The 24222-nt window shown below is 26.0% G+C and carries 26 protein-coding genes; 22 read left to right on the forward strand and 4 right to left on the reverse strand.

What is annotated here, in order from left to right; genetic code table 11:
- The 10 genes from CHF27_RS02175 to hydE all read left to right on the forward strand — a co-directional run.
- Positions 1 to 790 (forward strand): MORN repeat-containing protein (locus CHF27_RS02175; RefSeq protein WP_199533596.1); only part of this gene is annotated, 790 nt, incomplete at its 5' end.
- A 27-nt stretch (positions 791 to 817) separates the two neighbouring features.
- Positions 818 to 1774: a S8 family peptidase gene (locus tag CHF27_RS02180; protein ID WP_095406385.1), complete on the forward strand. Its 957-nt coding sequence runs from the start codon at positions 818 to 820 to the stop codon at positions 1772 to 1774.
- A gap of 231 nt (positions 1775 to 2005) precedes the next feature.
- A complete protein-coding gene (ftsE, locus tag CHF27_RS02185) occupies positions 2006 to 2692 on the forward strand; it encodes a cell division ATP-binding protein FtsE (protein WP_095406386.1) in 687 nt (228 codons plus the stop codon).
- Entirely contained in the window at positions 2676 to 3572 is an 897-nt protein-coding gene (gene ftsX / locus CHF27_RS02190; protein WP_095406387.1) for a permease-like cell division protein FtsX, read from the forward strand. Before ftsE ends, ftsX begins: the two co-directional genes overlap by 17 nt.
- Before the next feature lie 17 nt (positions 3573 to 3589).
- Positions 3590 to 4639 (forward strand): murein hydrolase activator EnvC family protein, encoded by a 1050-nt coding sequence (locus CHF27_RS02195; protein WP_095406388.1) that lies wholly within the window; start codon positions 3590 to 3592, stop codon positions 4637 to 4639.
- 81 nt (positions 4640 to 4720) lie between these two features.
- Positions 4721 to 5227, forward strand: a complete 507-nt coding sequence (locus tag CHF27_RS02200) for a 3'-5' exonuclease (protein WP_095406389.1) — start codon at positions 4721 to 4723, stop codon at positions 5225 to 5227.
- Between the two features lie 96 nt (positions 5228 to 5323).
- Positions 5324 to 5623: a hypothetical protein gene (locus CHF27_RS02205; RefSeq protein WP_095406390.1), complete on the forward strand. Its 300-nt coding sequence runs from the start codon at positions 5324 to 5326 to the stop codon at positions 5621 to 5623.
- On the forward strand, positions 5614 to 6651 hold the full coding sequence (locus tag CHF27_RS02210) for a serine/threonine-protein kinase (RefSeq protein ID WP_095406391.1): 1038 nt from the start codon (positions 5614 to 5616) through the stop codon (positions 6649 to 6651). The genes CHF27_RS02205 and CHF27_RS02210 overlap by 10 nt, the downstream gene beginning before the upstream one ends.
- 268 nt (positions 6652 to 6919) lie before the next feature.
- The gene (locus tag CHF27_RS02215) at positions 6920 to 7402 is read left to right on the forward strand and encodes a hypothetical protein (RefSeq protein WP_095406392.1); all 483 of its coding nucleotides are present in this window, start codon (positions 6920 to 6922) and stop codon (positions 7400 to 7402) included.
- Between the two features lie 115 nt (positions 7403 to 7517).
- Positions 7518 to 8558, forward strand: coding sequence for a [FeFe] hydrogenase H-cluster radical SAM maturase HydE (hydE, locus tag CHF27_RS02220; protein WP_095406393.1), 1041 nt, complete (start codon positions 7518 to 7520; stop codon positions 8556 to 8558).
- A gap of 62 nt (positions 8559 to 8620) precedes the next feature.
- Here the strand turns inward: hydE and CHF27_RS02225 are convergent, their stop codons facing one another.
- Positions 8621 to 8797 (reverse strand): 4Fe-4S binding protein, encoded by a 177-nt coding sequence (locus CHF27_RS02225; RefSeq protein WP_095406394.1) that lies wholly within the window; start codon positions 8795 to 8797, stop codon positions 8621 to 8623.
- 190 nt (positions 8798 to 8987) lie between these two features.
- Here CHF27_RS02225 and CHF27_RS02230 point away from each other — a divergent pair, with 190 nt between their 5' ends.
- Complete coding sequence (locus CHF27_RS02230; protein ID WP_095406395.1) at positions 8988 to 9884, forward strand: transglycosylase domain-containing protein; 897 nt, start codon at positions 8988 to 8990, stop codon at positions 9882 to 9884.
- Positions 9885 to 9901: 17 nt separating this feature from the next.
- On the forward strand, positions 9902 to 10321 hold the full coding sequence (locus CHF27_RS02235; protein WP_095406396.1) for a DUF3785 domain-containing protein: 420 nt from the start codon (positions 9902 to 9904) through the stop codon (positions 10319 to 10321).
- Positions 10322 to 10394: 73 nt separating this feature from the next.
- On the opposite strand, the gene CHF27_RS02240 is transcribed toward CHF27_RS02235, so the two are convergent.
- Positions 10395 to 11039 (reverse strand): SIMPL domain-containing protein, encoded by a 645-nt coding sequence (locus tag CHF27_RS02240; RefSeq protein WP_095406397.1) that lies wholly within the window; start codon positions 11037 to 11039, stop codon positions 10395 to 10397.
- 149 nt (positions 11040 to 11188) lie between these two features.
- Here CHF27_RS02240 and CHF27_RS02245 point away from each other — a divergent pair, with 149 nt between their 5' ends.
- The 5 genes from CHF27_RS02245 (at position 11189) to buk (ending at position 18202) form a co-directional block, all read left to right on the forward strand.
- Positions 11189 to 13126 carry a sigma 54-interacting transcriptional regulator gene (locus CHF27_RS02245; RefSeq protein ID WP_095406398.1) on the forward strand — a complete coding sequence of 646 codons (1938 nt, stop codon included), beginning with the start codon at positions 11189 to 11191 and terminating at the stop codon, positions 13124 to 13126.
- Between the two features lie 233 nt (positions 13127 to 13359).
- Positions 13360 to 14625 (forward strand): pyridoxal phosphate-dependent aminotransferase, encoded by a 1266-nt coding sequence (locus tag CHF27_RS02250; RefSeq protein WP_095406399.1) that lies wholly within the window; start codon positions 13360 to 13362, stop codon positions 14623 to 14625.
- 53 nt (positions 14626 to 14678) lie between these two features.
- Positions 14679 to 16478 (forward strand): indolepyruvate ferredoxin oxidoreductase subunit alpha, encoded by a 1800-nt coding sequence (gene iorA, locus CHF27_RS02255; protein ID WP_095406400.1) that lies wholly within the window; start codon positions 14679 to 14681, stop codon positions 16476 to 16478.
- Position 16479: 1 nt separating this feature from the next.
- Positions 16480 to 17073, forward strand: a complete 594-nt coding sequence (locus tag CHF27_RS02260; RefSeq protein WP_095406401.1) for an indolepyruvate oxidoreductase subunit beta — start codon at positions 16480 to 16482, stop codon at positions 17071 to 17073.
- A 43-nt stretch (positions 17074 to 17116) separates the two neighbouring features.
- Complete coding sequence (gene buk, locus CHF27_RS02265) at positions 17117 to 18202, forward strand: butyrate kinase (RefSeq protein WP_095406402.1); 1086 nt, start codon at positions 17117 to 17119, stop codon at positions 18200 to 18202.
- Positions 18203 to 18263: 61 nt separating this feature from the next.
- On the opposite strand, the gene CHF27_RS02270 is transcribed toward buk, so the two are convergent.
- Positions 18264 to 18572, reverse strand: coding sequence for a DUF1540 domain-containing protein (locus CHF27_RS02270; RefSeq protein ID WP_095406403.1), 309 nt, complete (start codon positions 18570 to 18572; stop codon positions 18264 to 18266).
- Between the two features lie 57 nt (positions 18573 to 18629).
- Positions 18630 to 19064, reverse strand: coding sequence for a hypothetical protein (locus CHF27_RS02275; RefSeq protein ID WP_095406404.1), 435 nt, complete (start codon positions 19062 to 19064; stop codon positions 18630 to 18632).
- A gap of 189 nt (positions 19065 to 19253) precedes the next feature.
- Here CHF27_RS02275 and CHF27_RS02280 point away from each other — a divergent pair, with 189 nt between their 5' ends.
- The 5 genes from CHF27_RS02280 (at position 19254) to CHF27_RS02300 (ending at position 24206) form a co-directional block, all read left to right on the forward strand.
- Complete coding sequence (locus CHF27_RS02280) at positions 19254 to 20426, forward strand: ion channel (RefSeq protein ID WP_095406405.1); 1173 nt, start codon at positions 19254 to 19256, stop codon at positions 20424 to 20426.
- A gap of 157 nt (positions 20427 to 20583) precedes the next feature.
- On the forward strand, positions 20584 to 22278 hold the full coding sequence (locus CHF27_RS02285) for a M3 family oligoendopeptidase (RefSeq protein ID WP_095406406.1): 1695 nt from the start codon (positions 20584 to 20586) through the stop codon (positions 22276 to 22278).
- Between the two features lie 33 nt (positions 22279 to 22311).
- Positions 22312 to 23250, forward strand: a complete 939-nt coding sequence (trxB, locus tag CHF27_RS02290; protein WP_095406407.1) for a thioredoxin-disulfide reductase — start codon at positions 22312 to 22314, stop codon at positions 23248 to 23250.
- A 20-nt stretch (positions 23251 to 23270) separates the two neighbouring features.
- A complete protein-coding gene (gene trxA, locus CHF27_RS02295; protein WP_095406408.1) occupies positions 23271 to 23588 on the forward strand; it encodes a thioredoxin TrxA in 318 nt (105 codons plus the stop codon).
- Between the two features lie 45 nt (positions 23589 to 23633).
- Complete coding sequence (locus CHF27_RS02300) at positions 23634 to 24206, forward strand: xanthine phosphoribosyltransferase (protein ID WP_095406409.1); 573 nt, start codon at positions 23634 to 23636, stop codon at positions 24204 to 24206.
- Positions 24207 to 24222: the final 16 nt, after the last annotated feature.

A 24222-nucleotide genomic window follows, 5' to 3' on the forward strand; every position in this document is an offset into this window, starting at 1 on the left:
AGATGGAGTAATAGAAGGATTAGGAATGTATACATATCCGAATAAAGATATATATAAAGGATATTATAGAGAAAATAAAAAAAATGGTAAGGGTATTTTGTATTATAAAGATGGAAGTAAATATAAGGGTATGTGGAAAGATGATGTGCAATGTGGGCAGGGATGTATTACTTCATCAAATGAAGATATATATGAAGGTGAATTTGAAAATGGAAAATTAAATGGTAAAGGTAAATATAAATTTAAAAATGGGGATGTATATGTTGGTGAATTTAAAGATAATGTATTTCATGGCGAAGGATGCTATACAGCTTTAAATGGAGATATATACGAGGGAAAATATAAATACGGTCTAAAAAAAGGAAAAGGAATATTAAAATTAAGAACAGGCGAAAAATATGAAGGTGAATTTAAAGATAATTTATTTGAAGGTATAGGTAGATATATAAGTAAAGAAAATAATATTTATGAAGGTGAATTTAAAAAAGGAAAAAAAGATGGAATAGGAACGTATATATGTGATTTGTATAAGTATATAGGAGAATGGACGGAAAATGAAAAAGGCAAAATTGGAACATATTTTTTGAAAGAAGGAGAAGTAATAGAAGTAACTATAAATGATAATAAGATAATTCATGGAATATACAAACACAAAAATATTGAAAAATATATATACAATGTAGATATAAGCGGCGAAAATGAGTACATTGTAATAAGCAATATTGAAAAATATTTAAGTAATAAAAGCAGAAGTTCAATCACCATAAGCGCTTCAAATATATATAATTAAATATAAATGAATTTTGGAGTGATCTTTGTGAAAAATAAAAATCAAGACTTAGAGGTAGCATTAATGCCCTTTATTATAAATGAAGAATTTAGAGGGAATTATACAAAAATTCCTTATGGAGTAACTATGATAAGAGCAAAAAATCTGTGGGATACTTCAGATAGGGGAGCGGGTATTAATATAGCTATAATAGATTCTGGATGTGATATAAATCATGAGAGTTTAAAAGATAATATAGTTGGAGTAAGAAATTTTACAGATGAAGATGGTAAAAATTATAACATTGTTACAGATAGAGTAGGTCATGGAACTCATGTAACAGGTATAATAGCAGCAAAAGGTAAAAATTCGATAGTGGGAGTAGCACCAGATGCAAGCATATATGTTTTAAAAGCAATAGATAGAACTGGTTCAGGAAAATTAAGCTGGGTAATAAGAGCTATTTATTATGCTATAGAAAAAAATGTAGATATAATATCTATGTCTCTAGGAATGGCAAATAGTGATGACAAACTAGAAAAAGCAATTAGAGAAGCTATAAATAAGAATATAATAGTAGTTTGTGCAGCAGGTAATGAGGGCGATGGTAATCCAAATGATTTTAAGTATTCTTATCCAGCAACATATGCAGATGTTATATCAGTAGGAGCAGTTGATAAAAAAGCAGTTCCTGCTAATTTTAGTAATGCAAATCTTGTTATAGATGTAGTGGCACCAGGGGTGAATATAATTTCAACTTACCCTAATAATCAGTTTGCAAGTTTAAGTGGAACTAGTATGGCAGCACCTCATGTAACTGGAACTTTAGCACTTTTAAAAAATTGGGGTAAAAAAGAATTTCAAAGAAATTTAACTCAAGAAGAAATTTATGCACAGTTAATAAAAAATACAAAAACATTAGAATATTCGAGAACATTACAAGGAAATGGGTTAGTATATTTAAGTGAAGTTAATACAAATAAGAAAACTAAAAATAAAAAATAAAATATAAAGAAAAAACGAGCTGTATTAAAACTAAGTTTAGTATTTTAATACAGCTCGTTTTTTCTGTAATTTTAGACATAAAAAGATGTTTATTTACAAAATTATAGCTAAATAAATATAAAAATAAAAAAATATATATAAGTTACAAAAAAGTTACAAAAGATGTTATAATTAAATAAGGTGAAAATTTGACATAAAATGAAAAGTTAAAAATAAAATGGAGTGGTAAGATTGATTAAGTTTACTAATGTAAGTAAAACCTATCATGATGGCGATAAATCGTTGAATGGAATAAATCTTGGTATAAAACAAGGTGAGTTCGTATTTTTAGTAGGACACTCAGGAGCTGGAAAATCAACGTTACTTAAACTAATAACTAGAGAAGAAAAGCTATCAGAAGGAAGAATTTCCGTACTTGGAGATGAAATTACAAAAATAAAGACAAATAAAATTCATAAATACAGAAGAAATATTGGAATAGTATTCCAAGATTTTAAGCTTTTAAAAGATAAAACTGTATTTGAAAATGTAGAAATCGCTATGAGAGTAATAGGAACTAATCCTAATAAAATAAAACCTAGAGTAATGGAAGTTTTGCATAAGGTTAAAATAGCAGATAAATATAATAAATATCCATCAGAATTATCAGGTGGAGAGTGTCAAAGAGTAGGAATTGCAAGAGCTATAGTAAATAAGCCTTCTATAATAATTGCAGATGAATGTACTGGGAATTTAGATATAGATAATTCAAAATCTATATTGAATTTACTAAATGATATAAATGCAGAAGGTGTTACTATAATAATGGCAACTCATGACATTGAAATGCTAAAAATGTTTTCAAAAAGAGTCGTTGTCCTTGAAAAAGGAAAAATAATAAAAGATACAAAGAGGGATTTATATGAAGTTAGTGTCTAGTTTTTTATACAATTTAAAGCAAGGAATAAAAGGTATTTTAAAAAATAAAACTATGAGTTTTATATCTATAATATCTGTAACATCAGCATTAATTATACTAGGAATAGTTCTTACTATGGTATTAAACATAAATCAGTTTATAAAAGTTACAGAAGATGAAATAAATGAAGTTAGAGTATCTGTAAAAACTGATTTAGATGAAAATAAAAAAGAAGAAGTAAAAGAAAATATTTTGAAAATTAAAGGTGTAAAAAAAGCAGTTTATAAGTCTAAAGAAGAATCATTTGAATCAATGAGAAAAAATTGGGGAGAAGATGCATATCTTTTAGAAGGTGTAAATAATCCGCTTGATGATTATTATGTTGTTACTATAGATAATAAGGAAGGTATAAAATCTATAGAACCAAAATTATTGTCTATACAAGGTATTAAAAATGTAGACTATCATCAAGATGTTATGGAAAACTTTTTACACATGTCTAATATAGTTAAAAAGTTTGGAACTATATTAATTTTATGTCTGTTATTAATTTGTTTAGTGATAATAGCTAATACAATAAAAGGTAGAGTTTACAATAAAAAAGAAGAAATTCAAATTATAAAATATGTAGGTGCAAGTAACTGGTTTGTTATAGGACCATTTATAGTAGAAGGATTTATGATTGGACTAATAGGTTCAGTTTTATCTGTATTAATCTGTATAGGAATGTATGGATATATATTGGACAAGATTGTAATGTTTATTAGCTCAGTTATGGGAAATGTAGTACTTCCACTAACTACAATTTCAACATCTCTTATAGTTATATTAGTTATAACAGGTATCTCGGTAGGAGTTTTAGGAAGTATTGTGTCAGTAAGAAGACATTTGAAAGTTTAGATAATGGGGGAGATTGAATGAAAAAGGTAATAAGTTTAATTACAGCTTGTGCTGTATTATTTAGCACGACTTTTATATTTGCAGATGATAAAGATAATTTAGATAATAAATTAGAGCAAAATAAAGCAGCTCAAAGTAGTTTAGAAAAAGATATACAGTCATTAAATGAAAGTATAAAAGAAATTGAAACAAATATACAAGATACAAATAATCAAATAAGTAAATTAGATACAGAAATAACAAAGACTAAAGAAGAAATAACTCAATTACAATCTAAAATACAAAAAAATGAAAATGATTTAGGTAAAAGATTAAAAGCAATTAATAGCAACTATTCTTTAGGATATATAAAAGTTATATTAAGTAGTAGTTCTATATCAGAGCTATTTGATAATATATATATAGTTAAACAAGTTGTAAATCAAGATAAAACAACATTAAAAGAGTTGGATAACAACAAAGTTAGTATTGAAGCTAAAGAATTAGAGCAGAAAGAGAAAAAAGAAAAACAACAACAGCTAAAAGATGTCTTAGAACAAGATTATAATAAAGTAAAAGAAAAAAAAGCTAAGTTTGAAGAGTTAAAAAAGCAATTGCAAAAAGAAGCTGATGACTTAGAAGGTGAAGTAGCTAAATTAGCGCAACAAAATTCACAGGTAGTTGAAGAAGGAGCTGTAATATCTAATGGTTCTTGGCCAGTGCCAGGTCATACTAGAATAAGTTCTCCATATGGAAATAGACCAGATCCAATTTTAAATACTCAAAGCTTCCATACAGGAATAGATATACCTGCTCCAGAGGGTACACCTGCAGTTGCAGTTGATGATGGAGAAGTTATTTTCTCAGGGGTTAAAGGTTCATATGGAAATACTCTTATGATTAAACATAATGACGGAAAAGTATCTTTATATGCTCATAATAGTAAATTAGTAGCATCAGTAGGTACTAAAGTAAAAAAAGGACAAACTGTAACAAGAATAGGTACAACAGGAAGATCAACAGGGCCACATTTACATTTTGAAATAAGAATAAATGGTAGCCACACAAATCCTATGAATTACTTATAAAAATTAATAATTACTTATATTTTTATATAAAATATAAGTAAATTTATTTTTAGATTAAAGAAATTTAAGGAGAATAATGATATGAATGAATATATAGTCGTAGATTTAGAAACTACAGGACTTGATCCATACAAAGGTTGTGAAATAATAGAAATTGGAATAACTGAAATAGTTAATGATAAAATAGTTAGAAATTATTCAAGGCTTATAAAGCCTAAGGGTATAATTCCTAATTTTATAACTAGTATAACTAATATAAGCAATTCAATGGTTGAAAATGAGGAAAGTATAGAAGCTGTACTTCCAAGATTTAGAGAATATATAGGAGATAAAACTATAATTGCTCATAATGCAAAATTTGATTTAAAGTTTTTAAATTATTATTTAAAAGAAATGAATTTAGAACCAATCAATAATTATATTTGTACATTAGAACTATTGAAGGCGAGCACAACATATAAAGGAAAAAATAAAAAATTAGAAACAGCATGTGCATATTATAATATAGAAAACAAAAATGCACATAGAGCAGATAGTGATACGTTAGCTACTGCAAAGTTATTTTTAAAAGTAAAAGATGAGAGATAAAGAAGAGAGTTATTATATCTCTCTTTTTTTGTATTTAAATTTAAATTGATTTCATAGTATATAACAACAAGATAATATTTATCAGGGGTTGATATAATGAGTTATATAAATATTTGGATAAATAGAGATGAAATTAAGTTTAAGATATATAAATTTAAAAATGGAGAAGAAAAAATTATAATACAAGATAAAATCATTAGTCCAAGATCTTTTGATATTGGTAATAGACTAAATTATTTAAGAAAAATGTTAGAGATTTTGATTAAACAATACAGTATAGACAAGGCAAGATTAAATATAGAAGATAATATAAAAAAAGATTTAATTAATATTATTAAAATGGAAGGTATGTTAGAAGAATTACTTTCAAATTGTGGGGTAGAGATATGCAAATAAGTCCAAAATTTAACCTTAAAATCATAAAGAAAATTGATTCTGAGGGAGTTAATTCTGCATTATATATTGTAGAAGATACTCAACTTGGATCAAAATTCATATTAAAGCAAATTGATAAGAGTGGTTTTAAAGAAAAAAGAAAATACTTTGATGAGTCAAAGAAAATTTATAATTCTAAGCATCCAAACATAATAAATATAAATTATGCATCTTATGATGATGAATATATATATATAGTTATGCCATATTTTAAAAAGGGATCATTATATCATTTATTAGAAAATAGAAATTTAACATTAAGGGAAGTAATAAAGTATTCCATGGATTTTTTATCAGCAATATATTATATCCATAGTAAAGGCTTAATACATTGCGATATAAAACCAAATAACATTTTAATAAGTGACGATAATAGAGCTGTGTTAACTGATTTTGGATCTGCTTTATATTTAGATGATTTAGGAAATGCTAAGCTTAGAAATGTTTATTATAAACATATAGCACCAGAACAATGCAATCATTCATTAATAAATAAAAAAGTAGATATATATCAAATAGGAACTACATTATATAGAATGTGTAATGGAAATGAAGAGTATAATAAGCAAGTTAAAAGATATAAAAATTTAAATAGTTTAAAAATCGCTTGTGTAAAAGGAAAATTTCCTATAAGAAAAAAATATTTACCACATATACCAAAATCTATTATAAACATAATAGAAAAATGCTTAAGCATAAACCCAGATGAAAGATACGATAATGTTTTGGATATAATGAACGATTTATCTAAAATTAATGAAAATTTAGATTGGGTATATAAAAAAATAGATAATGAAAAATATTTATTGAGTTTAAAAAATGGAAAAAATCAAGAAAAAATAATACTATCAAAGGAAACTCATTTATGGAGCATAAAAGCACGAATATTAAATGAAAATAAAAGCATTGATAACATAGAAAGTAAAGCTAAGGGATATAGAATAATAAGAAAAATAATCAATGAATATGAAAAAATAGCCTTACTTTAACCGATCAAGTAAGGCTATAAAGGGGTAAAATATATTATAAAAAGGGGTTTATTAGGGAATATATTTTATTGGGGAGTAAAATAATCGGTTATTAGGGGAATAACCTTAAATTAATAATAACAAATTTCGACAAAAAACGCAACAAAAAAATACAAATTTTTAAAAAAAATAAGAAATTGTAATATTAAAAAAATATAATGATAAAATTTAACAAAAATGAATGAAAAATTTTCCTATGCATAAACTAATAAAAAATTAGGAGGAAATTATGAATAAGAAAATTTTTATAACTTTATTTACATTAATACTCATATTTTTTAGTGCGAATACATCTATTTGTATAGTTAAAGATAAAAATCTATCTAAAGACATATGGATAAATAATATAGAAGATAATAATCTTAAAATAAAGATATTAGATGTAAATGTATCTGATGAAAATATTGAGTTAGGAGAAAAATATAATGCTTTTGCAATTATAACAATGAGAGTAGAAAATACTGGAGCTTATGAAATTGAATTGTCAAATATAGATGTTTATCCTTTTCAAGGTTCAAGACCTACAAAATATTTTGTAAATACATCAGAAGATAATATAACTGGATTTTTAGGAAATTTAAAAGGTAAAGAAAGTAAAAATATAAAAATGGGTATAGCTTTGTACAATAAAGAAGAGCCTATTAAATTAGAGTTATCTAATATAGAAAATACATCTAATGAAAAGTCAGTAGAAAGTATAAGCATAAAATAAATATTCGTATACTTAAATATGCTATAATAATTAAAAAAAGACATCTTGTTAAATACCCTTATAATTTTGAAAGTTAAAAATTAAAAATTTAGAAATGGGGGACTTAAGATAGAGTATGAAAAATCTTATTGATAAACTTTATTATAGTAAAAATTTAAGTAAAGAAGAGTTAACATCTTTGATTGATAATAGAAATGATGAGATAAGTAAGTATTTATTTGATAAATCATCATCTGTTAGTTGTAATAAATTTGGCAAAAATATTTATATTAGAGGTCTTATAGAATTTACTAATTACTGTAAAAATGATTGTTACTACTGTGGAATAAGAAAAAGTAATAAAAATGCAAAAAGATATAGATTAAGTGAAGATGAAATATTATCTTCTTGTGAAATGGGGTATAATCTAGGATTTAGGACGTTTGTATTACAAGGAGGAGAAGATTTAGCATTTAAAGATGATATTATGATTAACATTATTAAAAAAATTAGAAATAAATACTCTGACTGTGCAATTACTCTTTCAGTAGGAGAAAAAAGTTATGATACATATTTAAAATATTATAATGCAGGAGCAAATAGATATTTACTTAGACATGAAACATCAAATGATAAGCATTATAATATGTTGCACCCAGAGAACCTTTCTTTATCAAATAGAAAAAATTGCTTATATGACTTAAAGAAAATAGGATTTCAAGTTGGGACAGGATTTATGGTAGGATCTCCTTATCAAACTACAGATAATATAGTAGAAGATTTAATGTTTATTAAAGAATTATCTCCTGAAATGGTAGGAATAGGACCATTTGTTCCTCATTGTGATACTAAATTTGCAGGTTTTAAAGGTGGAAGTTTAGAATTAACATTATTTCTTATAGGTATTATTAGGTTGATGTTGCCTGATTCATTAATACCAGCAACAACTGCAGTTGGAACGATAGACCCAATAGGAAGAGAAAAGGCAATTTTATCTGGAAGTAATGTATTGATGCCTAATTTATCTCCAGTTGAAGTTAGAAAAAAATATTCATTATATGATAATAAAATATGCACGGGAGAAGAAGCTGCAGAATGTATCGGAAATTTAAGAAATAAGATGAACAGTATAGGATATGATATAGTTGTAAGTAGGGGAGATTATATAAAATCATAAAATTAAAAAGAATCATCTCGATTATATTTCGAGGTGATTCTTTTTGATTTGTAGAGTATGTACTATTCTTCTTCAGGATGAGGAGCATCTACAGGACAGACACTATTACATGTCCCACATTCAATACATATAGCTGCATCAATTGCATATTTAGTATCTCCAGCAGTTATGCAGTTAACTGGGCATTCTGGTTCACAAGCACCACAACTTATACAAGCATCATTTATAAAATAAGCCATTAAAATACCTCCTTAAATTTTAAAATTTTTTAATTCAATACATATGATATCCTAAAATGCAAAAAATATAACCTATATATCAAAAAAATAGTAAAAATAAAAATTAAAATTAAATAAAACCTTACAAATTTGTACTTTGATTTATTATATGTAAAAAGGTATAATTAGTTTTATAAACAAGGAGGATTGTATGAGTTATTATGATGATGAGAAGAATAAAATAAGACGTAAAAAGATAAACTCTAGTACTTCTATATCAAATCCTTTACCAAATGATAAGGGCTACCAAAATAGAAAAGAAAATAATATAAGAAGAGATAAAAAGATAAAAACAGAAGAAAACACTAGACATAAAAAGAAAAAAGCTTTAAAAAAGAAAAAAAGACAAATGATAATTAAAAATTTATTGATTCTATTTTTAATATGCACGATAGTTTTATCATGTATAGGTTCAGTAATAACATTATCTGCTATAAAAGGGGCACCTGAGGTAACTAAGGAATTAATAAACAATAGTTATGTTACAAATAATTTTATAAGAATAAAAGATATGCCTGATAATTTAAAAAATGCTATAGTATCAATTGAAGATGAACGCTTTTATAAACATAATGGTGTAGATTTTATATCTTTAAGTAGATCTTTGATTCATAATATAGTTTCAAAAACTACTCAAGGTGGAAGCACTATTGATATGCAGGTTTCAAAAAACTTGTTAACTAGTGATGATAAAACTATAAAACGTAAAATAAGAGATATTTATAATGCTATGCAAATGAATAAAGTAATGACAAAGGAAGAAATTTTAGAAGCATATTTAAATAATATATATTTGGGCAAATCAGCATATGGAGTAGAAAATGGAGCTCATTTGTATTTTGGAAAAAGTGTTAAAGATTTAAGTTTAGCTCAATGTGCTATGCTTGTAGGGATTACTAATAATCCAGCTAGGTATATGGAGAATGCAGCAGCTAAAACTAGACAAGAAACAGTACTTTATAAAATGCATCAGTTAGGATATATAACGGACTCTGAATATAGTTCAGCTCTTGATGAAGATGTACCATTTAAATCAGAAATAGAATAAAAAAAACGAGGTGTAATATGAGTTATTATAAATTTAGTTATGATGAAAAAGAATATACATTAGAAGAAGTAAATTGTAGTTCTTTAATAAATGATGAAGAAAAGCCAGTAAAAGATATAAATGTATCAAGTATAATGGAAATATTAAATGAGTCAGAAGACATTGACTTTGATATAGAATATTATCAAGAAGCATGTCCAGAATGTTTAGCAGGAGTTAAAGAAAAAGAAAAATTCTTTCCGTTTTTAGAATATCATTTCTATATATTTACTAAAGATGGAAAATATATAATAAGTAATATAAGTAAGGAATACGAAGGATTATCTTTCAATAAATTATCTAGACAAGGAAAAGTAGATGATAGTTATATAGTGAGCATAATAATTTGTAAAAACTGTCAAGATTATATAATTCAAATAGAAAATTGTATTGTATAAAAAGGAATAGTTAAAAAGGTCTGAAAATATAAATTTATATTTTCAGACCTTTTTAGATAAAAAAACTAGAGTTTTAGTAAGGATACGTTGTAAAAATAGCTTGAACTTCCGCTGTAATTTTTGCAAAGCTAGGTGCTAAATTAGGATAATAATTATAATTACTAGAAGGATATGTAATAGAGTATAATGATGAACTATTTTCTTGAATTTTATGAGGAATAGGATTATATTTTACTCCAAAGTTTTTAGCTAGTAAGGAAGCTTTTACTAAAGCATCTTGGCTAGCATGTTTTAATGCTTTGTTATAATAATAAGATGGATTTGATAATATAAAATTTATATTCATATCTCCATTTGCACCGTTTTTTATAGCTAAAGAATATATATCATTTAATTTTGAAAAATCTTTTACATTTATAACTATTGTTTTAGTTACTTTATAAGATGATAGTTCATTATTATTATCATAGTTTCTAGTAACGAAAATGTTTTCATTATGTATATCATTATTAGAAATACCATAGTTATTTAAACTTATTAATAAATCATTTGAAATTCTAGAATTTTCATTTGATACTTCTTCTAAGATAGGACCTTGTGAAATAACAGATAAATTTAATAAAGCTAAGTCACATTTAACTTCTAGAGAACTGGATCCAATGACAGAAAGACTTCCTTTATCTGCATTCATAGGAAGTTTCATATTTCTATATTGCATGTTAAAAATCACCTCGTTTATATAAGTAGATTAACTTTATAAATTATATTCAGATAAGTAGTCTTTTATGAATTCGTATAATTAATTATTTGATATAATGAAAAATGAATATTAATATTAATACAAGAAAGATTAGGAGGATATATAATTTGAAAAAGGTAATAGGTGTAATAGCATCTGATATTGAACTTAAAGAACGAATAGAAGAATTATATCCTGAAGATGTGTCTAAGGGAAATATCTTAATAGATATTTTAAATGTAGAAATATTAGAAGATCAAGGTAAAATATTAGTAGAAAAGGGTGCTCAAGCTATAATTGGTAGAAGCGGAGGATATAAATTAATATTAGAAACTGTAAATGTACCAGTAATACCTCTTAATATGAAGCAAATAGATATTTTAAGAGCTATAAAAATAGCAAGTACTTATTCAAAAGAGATTGTACTAATTTTAGGATATGATGAAATTAATTTTAACTATGATGAATGGAAATGTATACTTAATATAAGTATTACAGAAGATTGGTTTAAATCAAAATTTGATATAAGAAATAAAATAATTAAATATATAGATAAAAAAGATGATATTGTAATAGTTGGAAGTGGAATAGCATGTTCATTTGCAAGACAATATGGTATGGACAGCGTATTTATAAATGCAAGTGATGATTCTATAAAAGAAGCTATAAATTATAGTAAAAAGCTACTAGATACATTAGATGAAGAAAAGCTAGACAATGAAATTTTAAGAAACATTTTAGATGGAATACAAGACGGAATAATTGCTATTGATAATAAGGGACATATTACACTATATAATGAATCAGCAAATAAAATATTAAAGAAACATAAACATGAAGTTTTTAATGAGCATATATTAGATATGTTTCCTAATATGGACTGGTTAGTAGAGTGTTTACACACTAAAAAAGATAGTAAAAGAAAAATAAGATATATAAATAATTTTGTAGTAAATACAAGAGCAACACTAGTAAAAGTGGATGGTTATATTTATGGTGTGCTAGGTATAATACAAGATATAACAAATCTTCAAAAACTAGAAAGAAAAATAAGGTTTGACTTAAATAAAAAGGGATTATATGCTAAATATACATTTAAAGACTATATATTTAAAGATAAAAAGAGTAAAGAATTTATAAATGAAGCTAAAAAAATAGGAATAACAGATTATACGATTTTATTATATGGAGAAAGTGGTTCAGGAAAAGAAGTTTTAGCACAAAGCATACATAATATAAGCAAAAGAAAAGATAAGCCTTTTGTAGCTATAAATTGTGCGACAATATCTGAAAGTCTACTAGAAAGTGAATTATTTGGATATGAAGAAGGAGCTTTTACTGGAGCTAGAAAAGGTGGAAAACCGGGGCTTTTTGAATTAGCTCATGAAGGTACATTATTTTTAGATGAGATAAATAGTTTGCCATTAAATTTACAAACAAAACTTTTAAGAGTTATAGAAGAGAGGCAAATAATGAGAATAGGTTCAGATAGAATAATACCTTTAGATATTAGAATTATAGCTGCAACTAATGAAACTTTGAGAGATAAGATAAAGACTTCTACATTTAGGGCTGATTTATTTTATAGGTTAAGTAGTTTAGAAATAAATATACCTCCTCTTAGAGAAAGAAAAGAGGATATTATTTTATTATTTAATGAATTTGTTAAAGATATTCTAAATAATGAAGATATGAATAATATAGGCGTAATAGAGTCTGATTTTAACTTAAATAATGATGAAATATGTAAATTACAAAGATATAATTGGCCAGGAAATGTAAGGGAACTAAAAAATGTGGCTCAGAAGTATGTTATTACAGGTAAAATAAAATTAGATGAAAATGAAGTAACCGAGTGTATAGATTATGATGATAAAATTGATATAACTAATACTAATACTAATATTAATACTAATATTAATATAAATTTAAAAGAAATAAATGATTATGTAGAAGAAAAAGTTATACAGATGCTAATTAATCAAGGGTTAAGTAAAACTGAAATTGCTAAAATTCTAGGTATAAGTAGAACTGCATTGTGGAAGAAGTGCAATAAAATAACATGAAGAATTAAAAAGTGTTAACATTAGTAAACTTAGGTTAAATAATGTTAACACTTTTTGATTTGCAAAGAATAATATGCTATAAATTTAAAGTCAAAATAAGTCTAATATATTTTTTATTAAATCAAAATAGGATACAGAGTTAATAAATTATAGATATTATAAAAAAATAAATCATTGGCATGGTAATTGCTTATAATATTATTATACACAAAAGTATTTAGGAGGTAGATTTTATGAGTCAAAGTATGGCAGCTAAGCATGCAATATGGCCAAGAAAAAAAGATATAATTTTTAACTTATCTGAAAGAGCTCAAAGAGCAGAAAAAAATATAGGTAGAGAAAATGTAATTAATGCTACTATAGGAGCTCTTATGGATGACTATGGAAGACTTATAACTATGGAGACTGTATATAATGAGTATAAGTCAATCCAAAATAATGATATAGCAGCGTATGCTTCATTAGCAGGTCAACCAGAATATATAGAAGCAGTAAAAAAAGCTTGTTTTAAAGAGTATATGCCAGAAGGACATATTAGGGTAGTTGCATCACCGGGTGGAAGTGGAGCAATAAAATTGGCTGTATGCAATTATACTAATCCAGGAGACCAAATTTTAACATCAGATTGGTTTTGGAGTCCATATGTGATTATAAGTGAAGAAGTTGGTAGAAAAATAGATACATATCAATTATTTGATAGTAGTAATAATTTTAATTTTGAATCATTTAAAAATAAATTTTTAGAGATATCAGATAAACAAGAAAGAATATTCACTATTATAAATACACCTGCTCACAATCCAACTGGATATAGTGTATCAGATGATGAGTGGGATAAAATTTTAGATTTATCTAAAGATGTAGCAAAAAACAAAGATAAAAAAATAATATTATTTGTAGACGTTGCATATATAGATTTTGCAACAAAAGAAAATAGTAGAGCATTCTTTAAAAAATTCTCAAATTTACCAGAAAATATTTTAGTTATAGTTGGATTTAGTATGTCTAAAGGATTTACAGCATACGGAATGAGAATGGGAGCAGCTATAGGGATAACATCTTGTGAAAATGTAGCTGAAGAATTCCATTATTCTTGTGTACATTCTTGTAGAGCAAACTGGTCAAATTGTAATAGGGGAGCTATGACACTTCTATCAAATATAATGAAAGATAGTGAAAAATATAAAGAATATAATGAAGATAAAGATAGATATAAAAAGATGTTAAGTGTAAGAGCAAAGACATTTGTAGAAGAATCAGAAAAAATAGGTCTTGATATACTTCCATATAGAGATGGTTTCTTTGTAAGTATACCTTGTGAAAATCCAATGGAAGTGTGTGAAGAATTAACTAAAGATAATTTATATCTAGTTCCATTAAAAATGGGATTAAGATTTGCTGTTTGTGCAGTTTCTGAAAGTAAATGTAAGATAGCTCCTCGCATTATAAAAAATGCGCTTGAGTATATAGAAAGCAAAAAAGTAATAGGTGAGAAGTAAGTAGGGGTAATACTTAACATATTAATAAAAAAAATATAGGGGGATAAATAGGTATGAAACAATTAATGACAGGTAATGAAGCGATAGCTCGTGGGGCCTATGAGGCTGGAGTTAAGTATGCAACTGCATACCCAGGTACACCAAGTACTGAAATATTAGAAAACGTAGCTAAATATAAAGGTGATATATCAGCAGAATGGGCACCTAATGAAAAAGTTGCTTTAGAATCAGCAATTGGTGGATCTATAGCAGGTGCAAGAACAATGGCTTCTATGAAACATGTCGGAGTAAATGTAGCAGCAGACCCATTATTTACATATGCTTATACAGGTGTAAATGGTGGTATGGTTTTAATATCAGCAGATGAGCCAGGAATGCACTCTTCTCAAAATGAACAAGATAATAGAAATTATGCTAAATTTGCTAAAATACCTTTATTTGAACCATCAACTAGTCAAGAAGCTAAAGACATGTTAAAAAAAGCATTTGAAGTAAGTGAAGAGTTTGATACTCCAGTTTTATACAGAGTAACTACTAGACTATGTCATTCAAAGGGAATAGTAGAATGTTATGATAGAGAAGAAGTAAAGATAAAAGATTATGTTAAAAATGCATCTAAGATGGTAACAGTACCAGCGTTTGCAAGAGTGAGAAGAGCTGTTGTAGAAGAAAGAACTAAAAAACTTCAAGAATTTTCAAATACTACAGATTTAAACTCTTATGAAATGAATGATACTAAAATTGGTGTAATAGCTTCAGGGATGTGTGTAAATTATGCTAAAGAAGTATTTGGAAAAGATGCATCATATATGAAACTAGGATTTACAAATCCAATGCCAATAGAAAAAATAAAAGAATTTGCTTCTAAAGTAGATAAAATATATGTAATAGAAGAAAATGATCCATTTATAGAAGAACAATTAAAAATGAATAAAATTGATTGTATAGGAAAAGATGTATTACCTCCATTTGGAGAAATGACACCAGATAATATAAGAAAATCTATATTTGGAAAAACAAATGACACAATAGAATTTAATGAAGACTTAGTAGTACCAAGACCACCAAGTTTATGTGCAGGATGTCCACATAGAGGATTTTTCTATGAAATAGGAAAAAGAAAAAATATAATGATAGCAGGGGATATAGGATGTTATTCTCTTGGATTTGCAGAGCCTTATAATGCACTTGATTTTATAGTATGTATGGGAGCAAGTTTAAGTGCGGGACATGGAGCTCAAAAGGTACTTAATATGAAAAAAGACAACAATATGAGAGTAGTGGGTGTTTTAGGAGATTCAACATTCTTCCATACAGGAGTGAACTCACTATTAGATGTTGCATATAACAAAGGAAACTCTATATCAGTAATATTAGATAATAGAATAACTGGAATGACAGGTCATCAACAAAACCCAGGAACAGGATATACATTACAAGGAGAAGAAACTAAAGAAGTTGATATAGAAAATTTAGTGAGAGCTTGCGGAATAGAAAATATAAGAGTTATAAATCCAAATGATTTAAAACAAGTAAACGAAACACTAGATTGGGCATTAGCTTTAGATGAACCATCAGTAATAATAACTAGATGGCCATGTGTACTTAAAAAATTCTCTAAACAAGATATAGAAGAATTTAACAAACCATTCACAGATAAATGTAGTATTGACCATGAAAGTTGTGTGGGATGTAAATTATGTATAAAAACTGGATGTCCAGCATTATCCTTTGATAAAGAAAATAAAGTAGCCAATATAGACAAAAATCAATGTGTAGGATGTAATGTTTGTGCACAGGTATGTCCAAAAGAAGCAATATCAAAACAAGCAATATCAAAGGGGGTAATGTAAGATGACTAAGAGTGTTCTTTTAGTAGGTGTAGGAGGTCAAGGAACTATACTTGCAAGTAAGTTATTAACTACAGGGTTAATGGAAGCTGGATTTGACGTTAAGATGAGTGAAATACATGGTATGAGCCAAAGGGGAGGATCAGTTTCTTCACAAGTTAGATATGGTCAGTGTGTATATTCTCCAGTTATAGAATTAGGTGGAGCAGATATATTAGTATCTTTTGAAAAAATGGAAGCATTAAGATGGTTAAAATATTTAAAACCAGAAGGAAAAATAGTTGTAAATAATTATAAAATGGATTCTATGGCTGTTTTAACAGGTAAAGCTGAATATCTAGAAAAAGAAATTGATGAAGAACTAAAAAGACTTAATGCAAGAGTACTAAATGCAGCAGATAAAGCTATAGAACTTGGTAATGCAAAAATAATGAATGTTATATTATTAGGTTCTCTAGTAAAATCTATGGAATTAGAACATATAGACTGGGAAAGTATTATAAGAAATAATGTTAAAGAGAAATTTATAGATATAAATATAAAAGCATTTAATGAAGGAATGAAATTAGTTAATAAAGAATGCTTACAATCAAATTAATCTGTACAAACGATAAAAAATAAGTTTAAAAGGGGATATAAATATGACTTATAGAATATTGGCTATAAATCCAGGATCTACATCTACTAAAATTGCAGTATATGATAATGAAAAACAAATATTAGTAGAAGGTATAGAACATCCAACAGATGAAATTGAAAAATACAATAATGTACAAGAGCAATTTGCAATGAGAAAAGATGCTGTTTTAAATGTACTTAAAAAAAATAATATACCAGTAGAAACATTAAGCGCCATAGTAGGAAGAGGGGGATTACTTCCTCCTGTAAAATCAGGGGCTTACTTAGTAAATGATGAGATGATAGACAGATTAAAAAATAGACCAATATTAGAACATGCTTCAAACTTAGGTGCTCTTATTTCTTATGAAATAGCAAAACCTTTAGGTTTAAATGCATATATATACGATTCAGTTGCTGTAGATGAGCTTATAGAAATAGCAAGACCTTCTGGAGTATATAACATGGATAGAACTTGTCTTAGTCATTCACTAAACTCTAGAGCCATGGCTATAAAATACTCTAAAAATCATGACAAAAAGTACAGTGACTTAAATTTAATTGTTGCTCATTTAGGTGGGGGAATAAGTATTAGTATACATGAAAAAGGTAGAATGGTAGATATAGTTTCTGATGATGAAGGGTCATTCTCACCAGAAAGATCAGGAAGGGTTCCGTGTAAAAAACTAATAGATATGTGTTTCTCTGGAGAATTTACTCATAGAGAAATGCTTAAAATGATTAGAGGCAAAGGTGGAGTAGTTTCATATTTAAATACTGTAGATTTAAGAGAAGTAGAAAAGATGGTAAGCGAGGGAAATGAAAAAGCAAAATTAGTTTACGAAGCAATGGCTTATCAAATAGCTAAGAGTATAGGAGAATTAGCTACAGTAGTAAATGGAAATGTTGATGCTATAGTTATAACAGGAGGAATTGCATATTCTAAGAATATGACATCTATGATTAAAAAAAGAGTTGAGTTTATAGCTCCTGTTGAAATTATACCAGGAGAAAATGAATTAGAATCACTTGCATTTGGAGTGTTGAGAGTTTTAAATAATGAAGAGAACGTTACAATTTATGAAGAAAAAAATTTAGTTAAAAATTAATAATTGTTAAATTTAAAAAAGGAAGTATCTAAAATTAAAATTAAAGATACTTCCTTTTTTATTATTTAGAGCAAAAAGTTTCACAACTTGCATTATTAGCATTTATTTTTACTTGATCTGCATTACAAGATTCATTTTCATTATATTTACAATTATAAGCCTCACACTTAATGTTTTCGGTACATACACAATTTTCACTTGAAGAAGTATTAGTAAATTCTCCATTAGCTTTGTCTATGAACGAAGAACAGACGGTACTAGATGTAGTAGTAGCGTTTTTACCATCTACATTTATGCCACCAGCATAACAGTCACCAGAATTATTATAACCACAATTATGAGCAGAACATTTTAAATTAGTATTTGCCATATGAATTTTACCTCCTTTAAATTAAATACAAGTTTATTATGTGGAGGTAAAAAAAAATTATTCACTATCTAATTTACAGTTTAAACATAAGACAATTACATCACTTAAACTTTCTCTACCTAAATTTTTTTGTATATGATAAACATCTAAATTTTCACTTGAGCCACAAATAGAGCATTTATGATTACATTCAAATAAAACTTTCTCTTTAAATAATTTCCAATATATTGAATTTAAATAATCTTCATAGTTTATTCGAAGACATGTTTCAAGAAAATTTATATAAGTAGTATCTAAATTCTCAGTAGATAATGTTGTATATTCTGGTTCAAAAAATTCACATGAATTAGTAGGTTTAGGACATATATTAAAAATTACACATTTTATATCATATTTATAATCACTATTAGGACCTTTTAAAGAAAGATGAGAACAAAAAGAACAACAGTTTTTTGGTAGTTTTTCTTCTAACTCTTTAAGTTTATTATTCATAATATAACCTCCTAGAGATTTGTACTATTGTCTAAATTATAATAAAAGATTTATATATTTATATTAAATTTAGAAGGAAGCTAGAATATAAAAGTTTAATATTATAAAAAATATTAGTTAAAATTTTATAAATAAATTAAAATGAAGGATTAAATTAATGAACAAAGTATTAAATTATAGGGTGATAAAATGCAGTTTGATAATTTTGATAAAATTAAGAAAAATATAAATGAGGAACTAGACAAAAGAATAGCTGAAAGAAATAAAAATTATTATATTAAGATGAAGTCATATAAAAAAGCTGATTTAAAAAAATATGATAAAAATTTATATATAATAGAAAATGATATATCTATTAATTTTATGTCTATTAAGAATAAGGATATAAGAGATAAAAGCAAAATCAATAAAAATTTAAAAATAATAGAAAATAGTAAAATAGAGTATAATGAATTTATGATGTGTAAATTTGAAAACATTATTTTTGAAAATTGTACATTCTATGGAACTATATTTTCAAATTGCATATTAGAAAATGTAACATTTAATAAATGTAAATTTTTTGATTCAACATATGCAATAGCTATTTTTAAGGAGAAAACTATATTTAAAAATTGTTATTTTAAAGAATGTTTAATGGAAAACACTATATTTTTAGACAGTAAAATAGACAATACAAAATTTGTATTAACTAATTTAAGAAATTCAATTCTAAAAAAAGTATATATAAATGAAATTAATATAATGGACTGCGATTTAAGAGCGTTTAAGATTGTGAATAGTGAGATAGAAAAACTAGAATTTGAAGATGATTTCTTAAGTAAATTAGATGAAAATACTTTTATAGATAAAATAAGAATAGAAAATAATAATTATGAAAAAGTATCAAAGGTATATAGAAATATAGCATATAAATTTGAAAATAATAGATTATTAAATATGGCAGGTGAATATTATTTTTTATCTAAATGCACAGAGCATAAATCACTTAAAGGATTTAACAAAGTAAAATCATATATATTTTGGATTTTATGTGGATATGGAGAACGACCAACATATGCACTAATAACATCGATAGAAATAGTATTGATTTTTACAATTATGTATATGTTTTCAGGATTAGATATTAATGGTCATACTATAAATTATAAGATGATAATTTTAAATGAATTACCTGTAAATAACTTGATTATAGATTTTATGAGAGCTTTTTATTTTAGCATAGTTACATTTACTACAGTAGGTTATGGAGATATAATCCCAAAAGGATTTAGTGTATTTTTATCAGGGGTAGAAATGTTTTTAGGTGTAACAATGGTAGGTGTATGGACAGCTACATTATCTAGAAAAATAACAAGATAAAGAAATACTTAAATATGATTTCATTAAAATTATGAAGATTAATGTAAAAAATATAAGTTAAAAATCAAAGAAATTTAAATATAATTAGTATTTAGTAATTATATGTAGTATTGTATAATTTTATATATAACTAAATTAGAAAAAGGAAGTGGATATTTTGAAATTTTCAGAATTTGAATATAAAAGACCATCTTATAAAGATGTTAAATTACAACTGTTAGATTTATTAAATAATTTTAATAATGTATGTACATATAAGGAACAAAGTAAATTAATAAGTGATATTAATATAATTAGAAATGATGTAGAAAGTATGTCAACAATTGCATCTATAAGATACAGTATAAACACATTAGACATATTTTATGAACAAGAAAGGGAATATTGGGATGAGTATTCACCTTTATATGAAGAATTGAATTCTTTATTTTATAAGGCCATAGTTAATTCTAAGTTTAAAGATGATATAAAAAAAGAATTTGGAAATCAATTCTTTAGTATTGCTCAATTTTCACTAAAATCATTTGATTCTAGTATAATACAAGAATTGCAAGAAGAAAATAAATTAAGCTCTGAGTATACAAAACTTTTAGCTTCAGCAAAAATATTATTTGAAGGAAAAGAAAGAAATTTATCTGGATTAGGAAAATTTATGTCATCTCAAAATAGAGATATGAGAATAAAATCATCTAAAGCATATTATAGTTTTTTTGAAAAAAACGAAGATAAGTTTGATGAACTATTTGATAAATTAGTTAAGGTTAGAGATAAAATAGCTAAAAAGCTTGGGTTTGAAAATTTTGTAGAATTAGGCTATATAAGAATGATGAGAACTGATTATGATGCAAATATGGTTGTTAAATTTAGAGAACAGGTAAAAGATTATATAGTTCCGTTAACTAAAGAGATTTATAAAAGACAAGAAAAAAGATTAAAGCTAAAGAATCTTAATTATGTAGATGAGAATTTTGAATTTTCAACAGGTAATGCAACTCCAAAAGGAAATGCAGAGTATATTATTGAAAATGGAAAAAGAATGTACAGTGAATTATCCAAAGATACAAAAGAGTTCTTTGATTTTATGTTAGACAATGAACTTATGGACTTAGTAACTAAAAAAGGAAAATCAGCTGGAGGGTATTGTACATATATACCTAAGTATAAATCACCATTTATATTTTCAAATTTTAATCAAACATCAGATGATATAGACGTACTTACACATGAAGCTGGGCATGCATTCCAATTATATATGTCAACTTATATTGAAATGCCAGAAATAAATTTCCCAACATACGAAAGTTGTGAGATACATTCTATGAGTATGGAATTTATCACATGGCCTTGGATGGATTTATTCTTCAAAGAAGATACTGAAAAATATAAATATACACATATGTCTTCAGCAATTAAATTTATACCATATGGAATAGTAGTAGATGAGTTCCAACACTATATATATGAAAATCCAAATATGAGTAAAGAGGAAAGAAAACAAATATGGAGAAAACTTGAGAAAGTTTATCTTCCTCACAAAGACTATGAAGGCTGTGATTTTTTAGAAAAAGGTGGATGGTGGTTTAAACAAGGTCATATATTTAAAAATCCATTTTATTATATAGATTATACACTAGCTCAAATATGTGCATTACAATTTTGGAAAAAGATAAGAGAAGATAAAGAAAATGGATGGAATGATTATATTAATATTTGTAAGGTAGGCGGAACTAAATCATTTTTAGAAATAGTAGATATAGGAAATCTTAAATCTCCTTTTGAAAAAGGATGTGTAGAGAGTGTTATAAGTACTATAAAAGAATGGTTAGATGAAATAAACGATTTTAATTTATAAGAAATTATTTTAATACAGGGGGGAAGAGTCTGTATGCATGAATTATACGATTTGATCATAATAGGTTCTGGACCTGCTGGTTTATCTGCTGCAATATATGGATCAAGGGCGAGATTGAAAACATTGGTAATTGAAAAAACTCAAATTGGAGGCCAAATTTTAAATACTTATGAAATAGAAAATTATCCAGGTGCTCAAGAATCTTTGACAGGAAAAAAATTAATAAAAAGGATGATTGAACAAGCGAAGAGTTTTGGAGCAGAAATAATAAAAGATGAAATTTTAGAAGTAGAAATAATAAAAGATATAAAATTATTAAAAGGACAGAAAAAAGAATATAAATGTAAGACACTTATAATTGCAACAGGTACAACACCGAAAAAGTTAGGTATAAAAGGAGAGGAAGAATTTATATCAAAAGGTGTATCTTATTGTGCGATATGTGATGGAGACTTTTTTACAGATTTAGAAGTGTTCGTAGTTGGTGGGGGAGATAGTGCTGTAAAAGAAGCTATTTTCTTAACTAAGTTTGCAAGAAAGGTAACTATCGTTTATAGAAATAGTAATCTGAAATGTACTAAAGTACTAGAAGAAAAATCACGTAAAAATGAAAAAATAAGCTTTTTATTTAATACTGTTATTGAAGAAATAAAGGGAGATGGTATTTTAGAATCTATATTTTTTAAGAATACTATAACAAATGAAGTTAATGAATACATTTGTAAAGAAGAAGATGGAACTATGGGATTATTTATATTTATTGGTAATAAACCTAAAACAGGTTTATTTAAGAATAAATTAGATATGGATTCAATAGGATACATAATAACAGACGAAAATATGAAGACTAGTATAGATGGAGTTTTTGCAGCAGGTGATTGTAGATCAAAGTCTGTGAGACAAGTAATAACTGCATCAAGTGATGGAGCAATAGCAGCTATAATGGCAGATGAATTTATAGGAAATAAATAAAATGGAGGAAAATCTAAAAGATGGTTAGTGTTGATAAAGATACATTTGAAAGAGAAGTATTATCTAGCGAAGGTGTCGTAGCTGTTGATTTTTTAAGTCAAGCATGCGAGCCTTGCAAAAATTTATTGCCTGAAGTTGAAAAGTTAGCTGACAAATATAAAGGAAAAATAAAATTTTGTAAGCTAGATACTACAAGGGCAAAAAGATTAGCCATAACGCAAAAGGTATTAGGACTTCCTACTGTAGCAATATATAAAAATGGTGAAAAAATAGATGAAGTAACTAAAGAAGATGCAACTATACAGAATATAGAAAATATGATTGAAAAATATATATAACAATTTAATAATACAAAAATAAGAAACTATTGGGAGGAAAATTAAATGGAATTATTAAAAGAAAAGATATTAAAAGAAGGAAGCATAGTAGGCAATGATATATTAAAAGTTGATAGTTTCTTAAATCATCAAATAGATGTAAGTTTTTTAAATGAAGTAGGAAAAGAATTTAAAAAAAGATTTAATGATGTGAAAATAGATAAAATACTTACAATAGAAGCATCAGGAATAGCAATAGCATCAATAGCATCTCAATATTTTGGAAATGTACCAGTAGTTTTTGCTAAAAAATCAGAATCTAAAAATTTAGATAAAGATGTATATGAAACAAATGTATATTCTTTTACAAAAGGAAAAGAATATAGTGTGAAGGTTTCTAAACGATATTTAAATGAAGGTGAAAATATATTAGTTTTAGATGACTTCCTAGCAAATGGAAGAGCAGCATTAGGTCTTAAAGATATAATAGATCAGGCAGGTGCTAATTTAATGGGTATAGGAATTGTTATAGAAAAAGGATTCCAAGAAGGTAGAGAACTTTTGCAAAAAAACAATATTAGATTAGAATCATTAGCTATATTAGAATCAATTGGAAATAATACTGTTAAATTTAGATAATAATATATAATTATGA

The organism is Romboutsia maritimum (assembly GCF_002251085.2).
GTDB classification, from domain to species: Bacteria; Bacillota; Clostridia; order Peptostreptococcales; family Peptostreptococcaceae; genus Romboutsia_B; species Romboutsia_B maritimum.

What these genes read in the sequence shown, in the direction of transcription:
- CHF27_RS02250 (WP_095406399.1), top strand. Translation starts at nt 13,360, where the DNA reads ATGAGTCAAAGTATGGCAGCTAAGCATGCAATATGGCCAAGAAAAAAA.
- ftsX (WP_095406387.1), top strand. Translation starts at nt 2,676, where the DNA reads ATGAAGTTAGTGTCTAGTTTTTTATACAATTTAAAGCAAGGAATAAAA.
- CHF27_RS02300 (WP_095406409.1), top strand. Translation starts at nt 23,634, where the DNA reads ATGGAATTATTAAAAGAAAAGATATTAAAAGAAGGAAGCATAGTAGGC.
- CHF27_RS02225 (WP_095406394.1), bottom strand. Translation starts at nt 8,797, where the DNA reads ATGGCTTATTTTATAAATGATGCTTGTATAAGTTGTGGTGCTTGTGAA.
- CHF27_RS02215 (WP_095406392.1), top strand. Translation starts at nt 6,920, where the DNA reads ATGAATAAGAAAATTTTTATAACTTTATTTACATTAATACTCATATTT.
- CHF27_RS02195 (WP_095406388.1), top strand. Translation starts at nt 3,590, where the DNA reads ATGAAAAAGGTAATAAGTTTAATTACAGCTTGTGCTGTATTATTTAGC.
- CHF27_RS02235 (WP_095406396.1), top strand. Translation starts at nt 9,902, where the DNA reads ATGAGTTATTATAAATTTAGTTATGATGAAAAAGAATATACATTAGAA.
- buk (WP_095406402.1), top strand. Translation starts at nt 17,117, where the DNA reads ATGACTTATAGAATATTGGCTATAAATCCAGGATCTACATCTACTAAA.
- CHF27_RS02205 (WP_095406390.1), top strand. Translation starts at nt 5,324, where the DNA reads ATGAGTTATATAAATATTTGGATAAATAGAGATGAAATTAAGTTTAAG.
- CHF27_RS02275 (WP_095406404.1), bottom strand. Translation starts at nt 19,064, where the DNA reads ATGAATAATAAACTTAAAGAGTTAGAAGAAAAACTACCAAAAAACTGT.
- CHF27_RS02230 (WP_095406395.1), top strand. Translation starts at nt 8,988, where the DNA reads ATGAGTTATTATGATGATGAGAAGAATAAAATAAGACGTAAAAAGATA.
- CHF27_RS02210 (WP_095406391.1), top strand. Translation starts at nt 5,614, where the DNA reads ATGCAAATAAGTCCAAAATTTAACCTTAAAATCATAAAGAAAATTGAT.
- CHF27_RS02240 (WP_095406397.1), bottom strand. Translation starts at nt 11,039, where the DNA reads ATGCAATATAGAAATATGAAACTTCCTATGAATGCAGATAAAGGAAGT.
- CHF27_RS02200 (WP_095406389.1), top strand. Translation starts at nt 4,721, where the DNA reads ATGAATGAATATATAGTCGTAGATTTAGAAACTACAGGACTTGATCCA.
- CHF27_RS02260 (WP_095406401.1), top strand. Translation starts at nt 16,480, where the DNA reads ATGACTAAGAGTGTTCTTTTAGTAGGTGTAGGAGGTCAAGGAACTATA.
- CHF27_RS02270 (WP_095406403.1), bottom strand. Translation starts at nt 18,572, where the DNA reads ATGGCAAATACTAATTTAAAATGTTCTGCTCATAATTGTGGTTATAAT.
- iorA (WP_095406400.1), top strand. Translation starts at nt 14,679, where the DNA reads ATGAAACAATTAATGACAGGTAATGAAGCGATAGCTCGTGGGGCCTAT.
- hydE (WP_095406393.1), top strand. Translation starts at nt 7,518, where the DNA reads ATGAAAAATCTTATTGATAAACTTTATTATAGTAAAAATTTAAGTAAA.
- trxA (WP_095406408.1), top strand. Translation starts at nt 23,271, where the DNA reads ATGGTTAGTGTTGATAAAGATACATTTGAAAGAGAAGTATTATCTAGC.
- CHF27_RS02280 (WP_095406405.1), top strand. Translation starts at nt 19,254, where the DNA reads ATGCAGTTTGATAATTTTGATAAAATTAAGAAAAATATAAATGAGGAA.
- trxB (WP_095406407.1), top strand. Translation starts at nt 22,312, where the DNA reads ATGCATGAATTATACGATTTGATCATAATAGGTTCTGGACCTGCTGGT.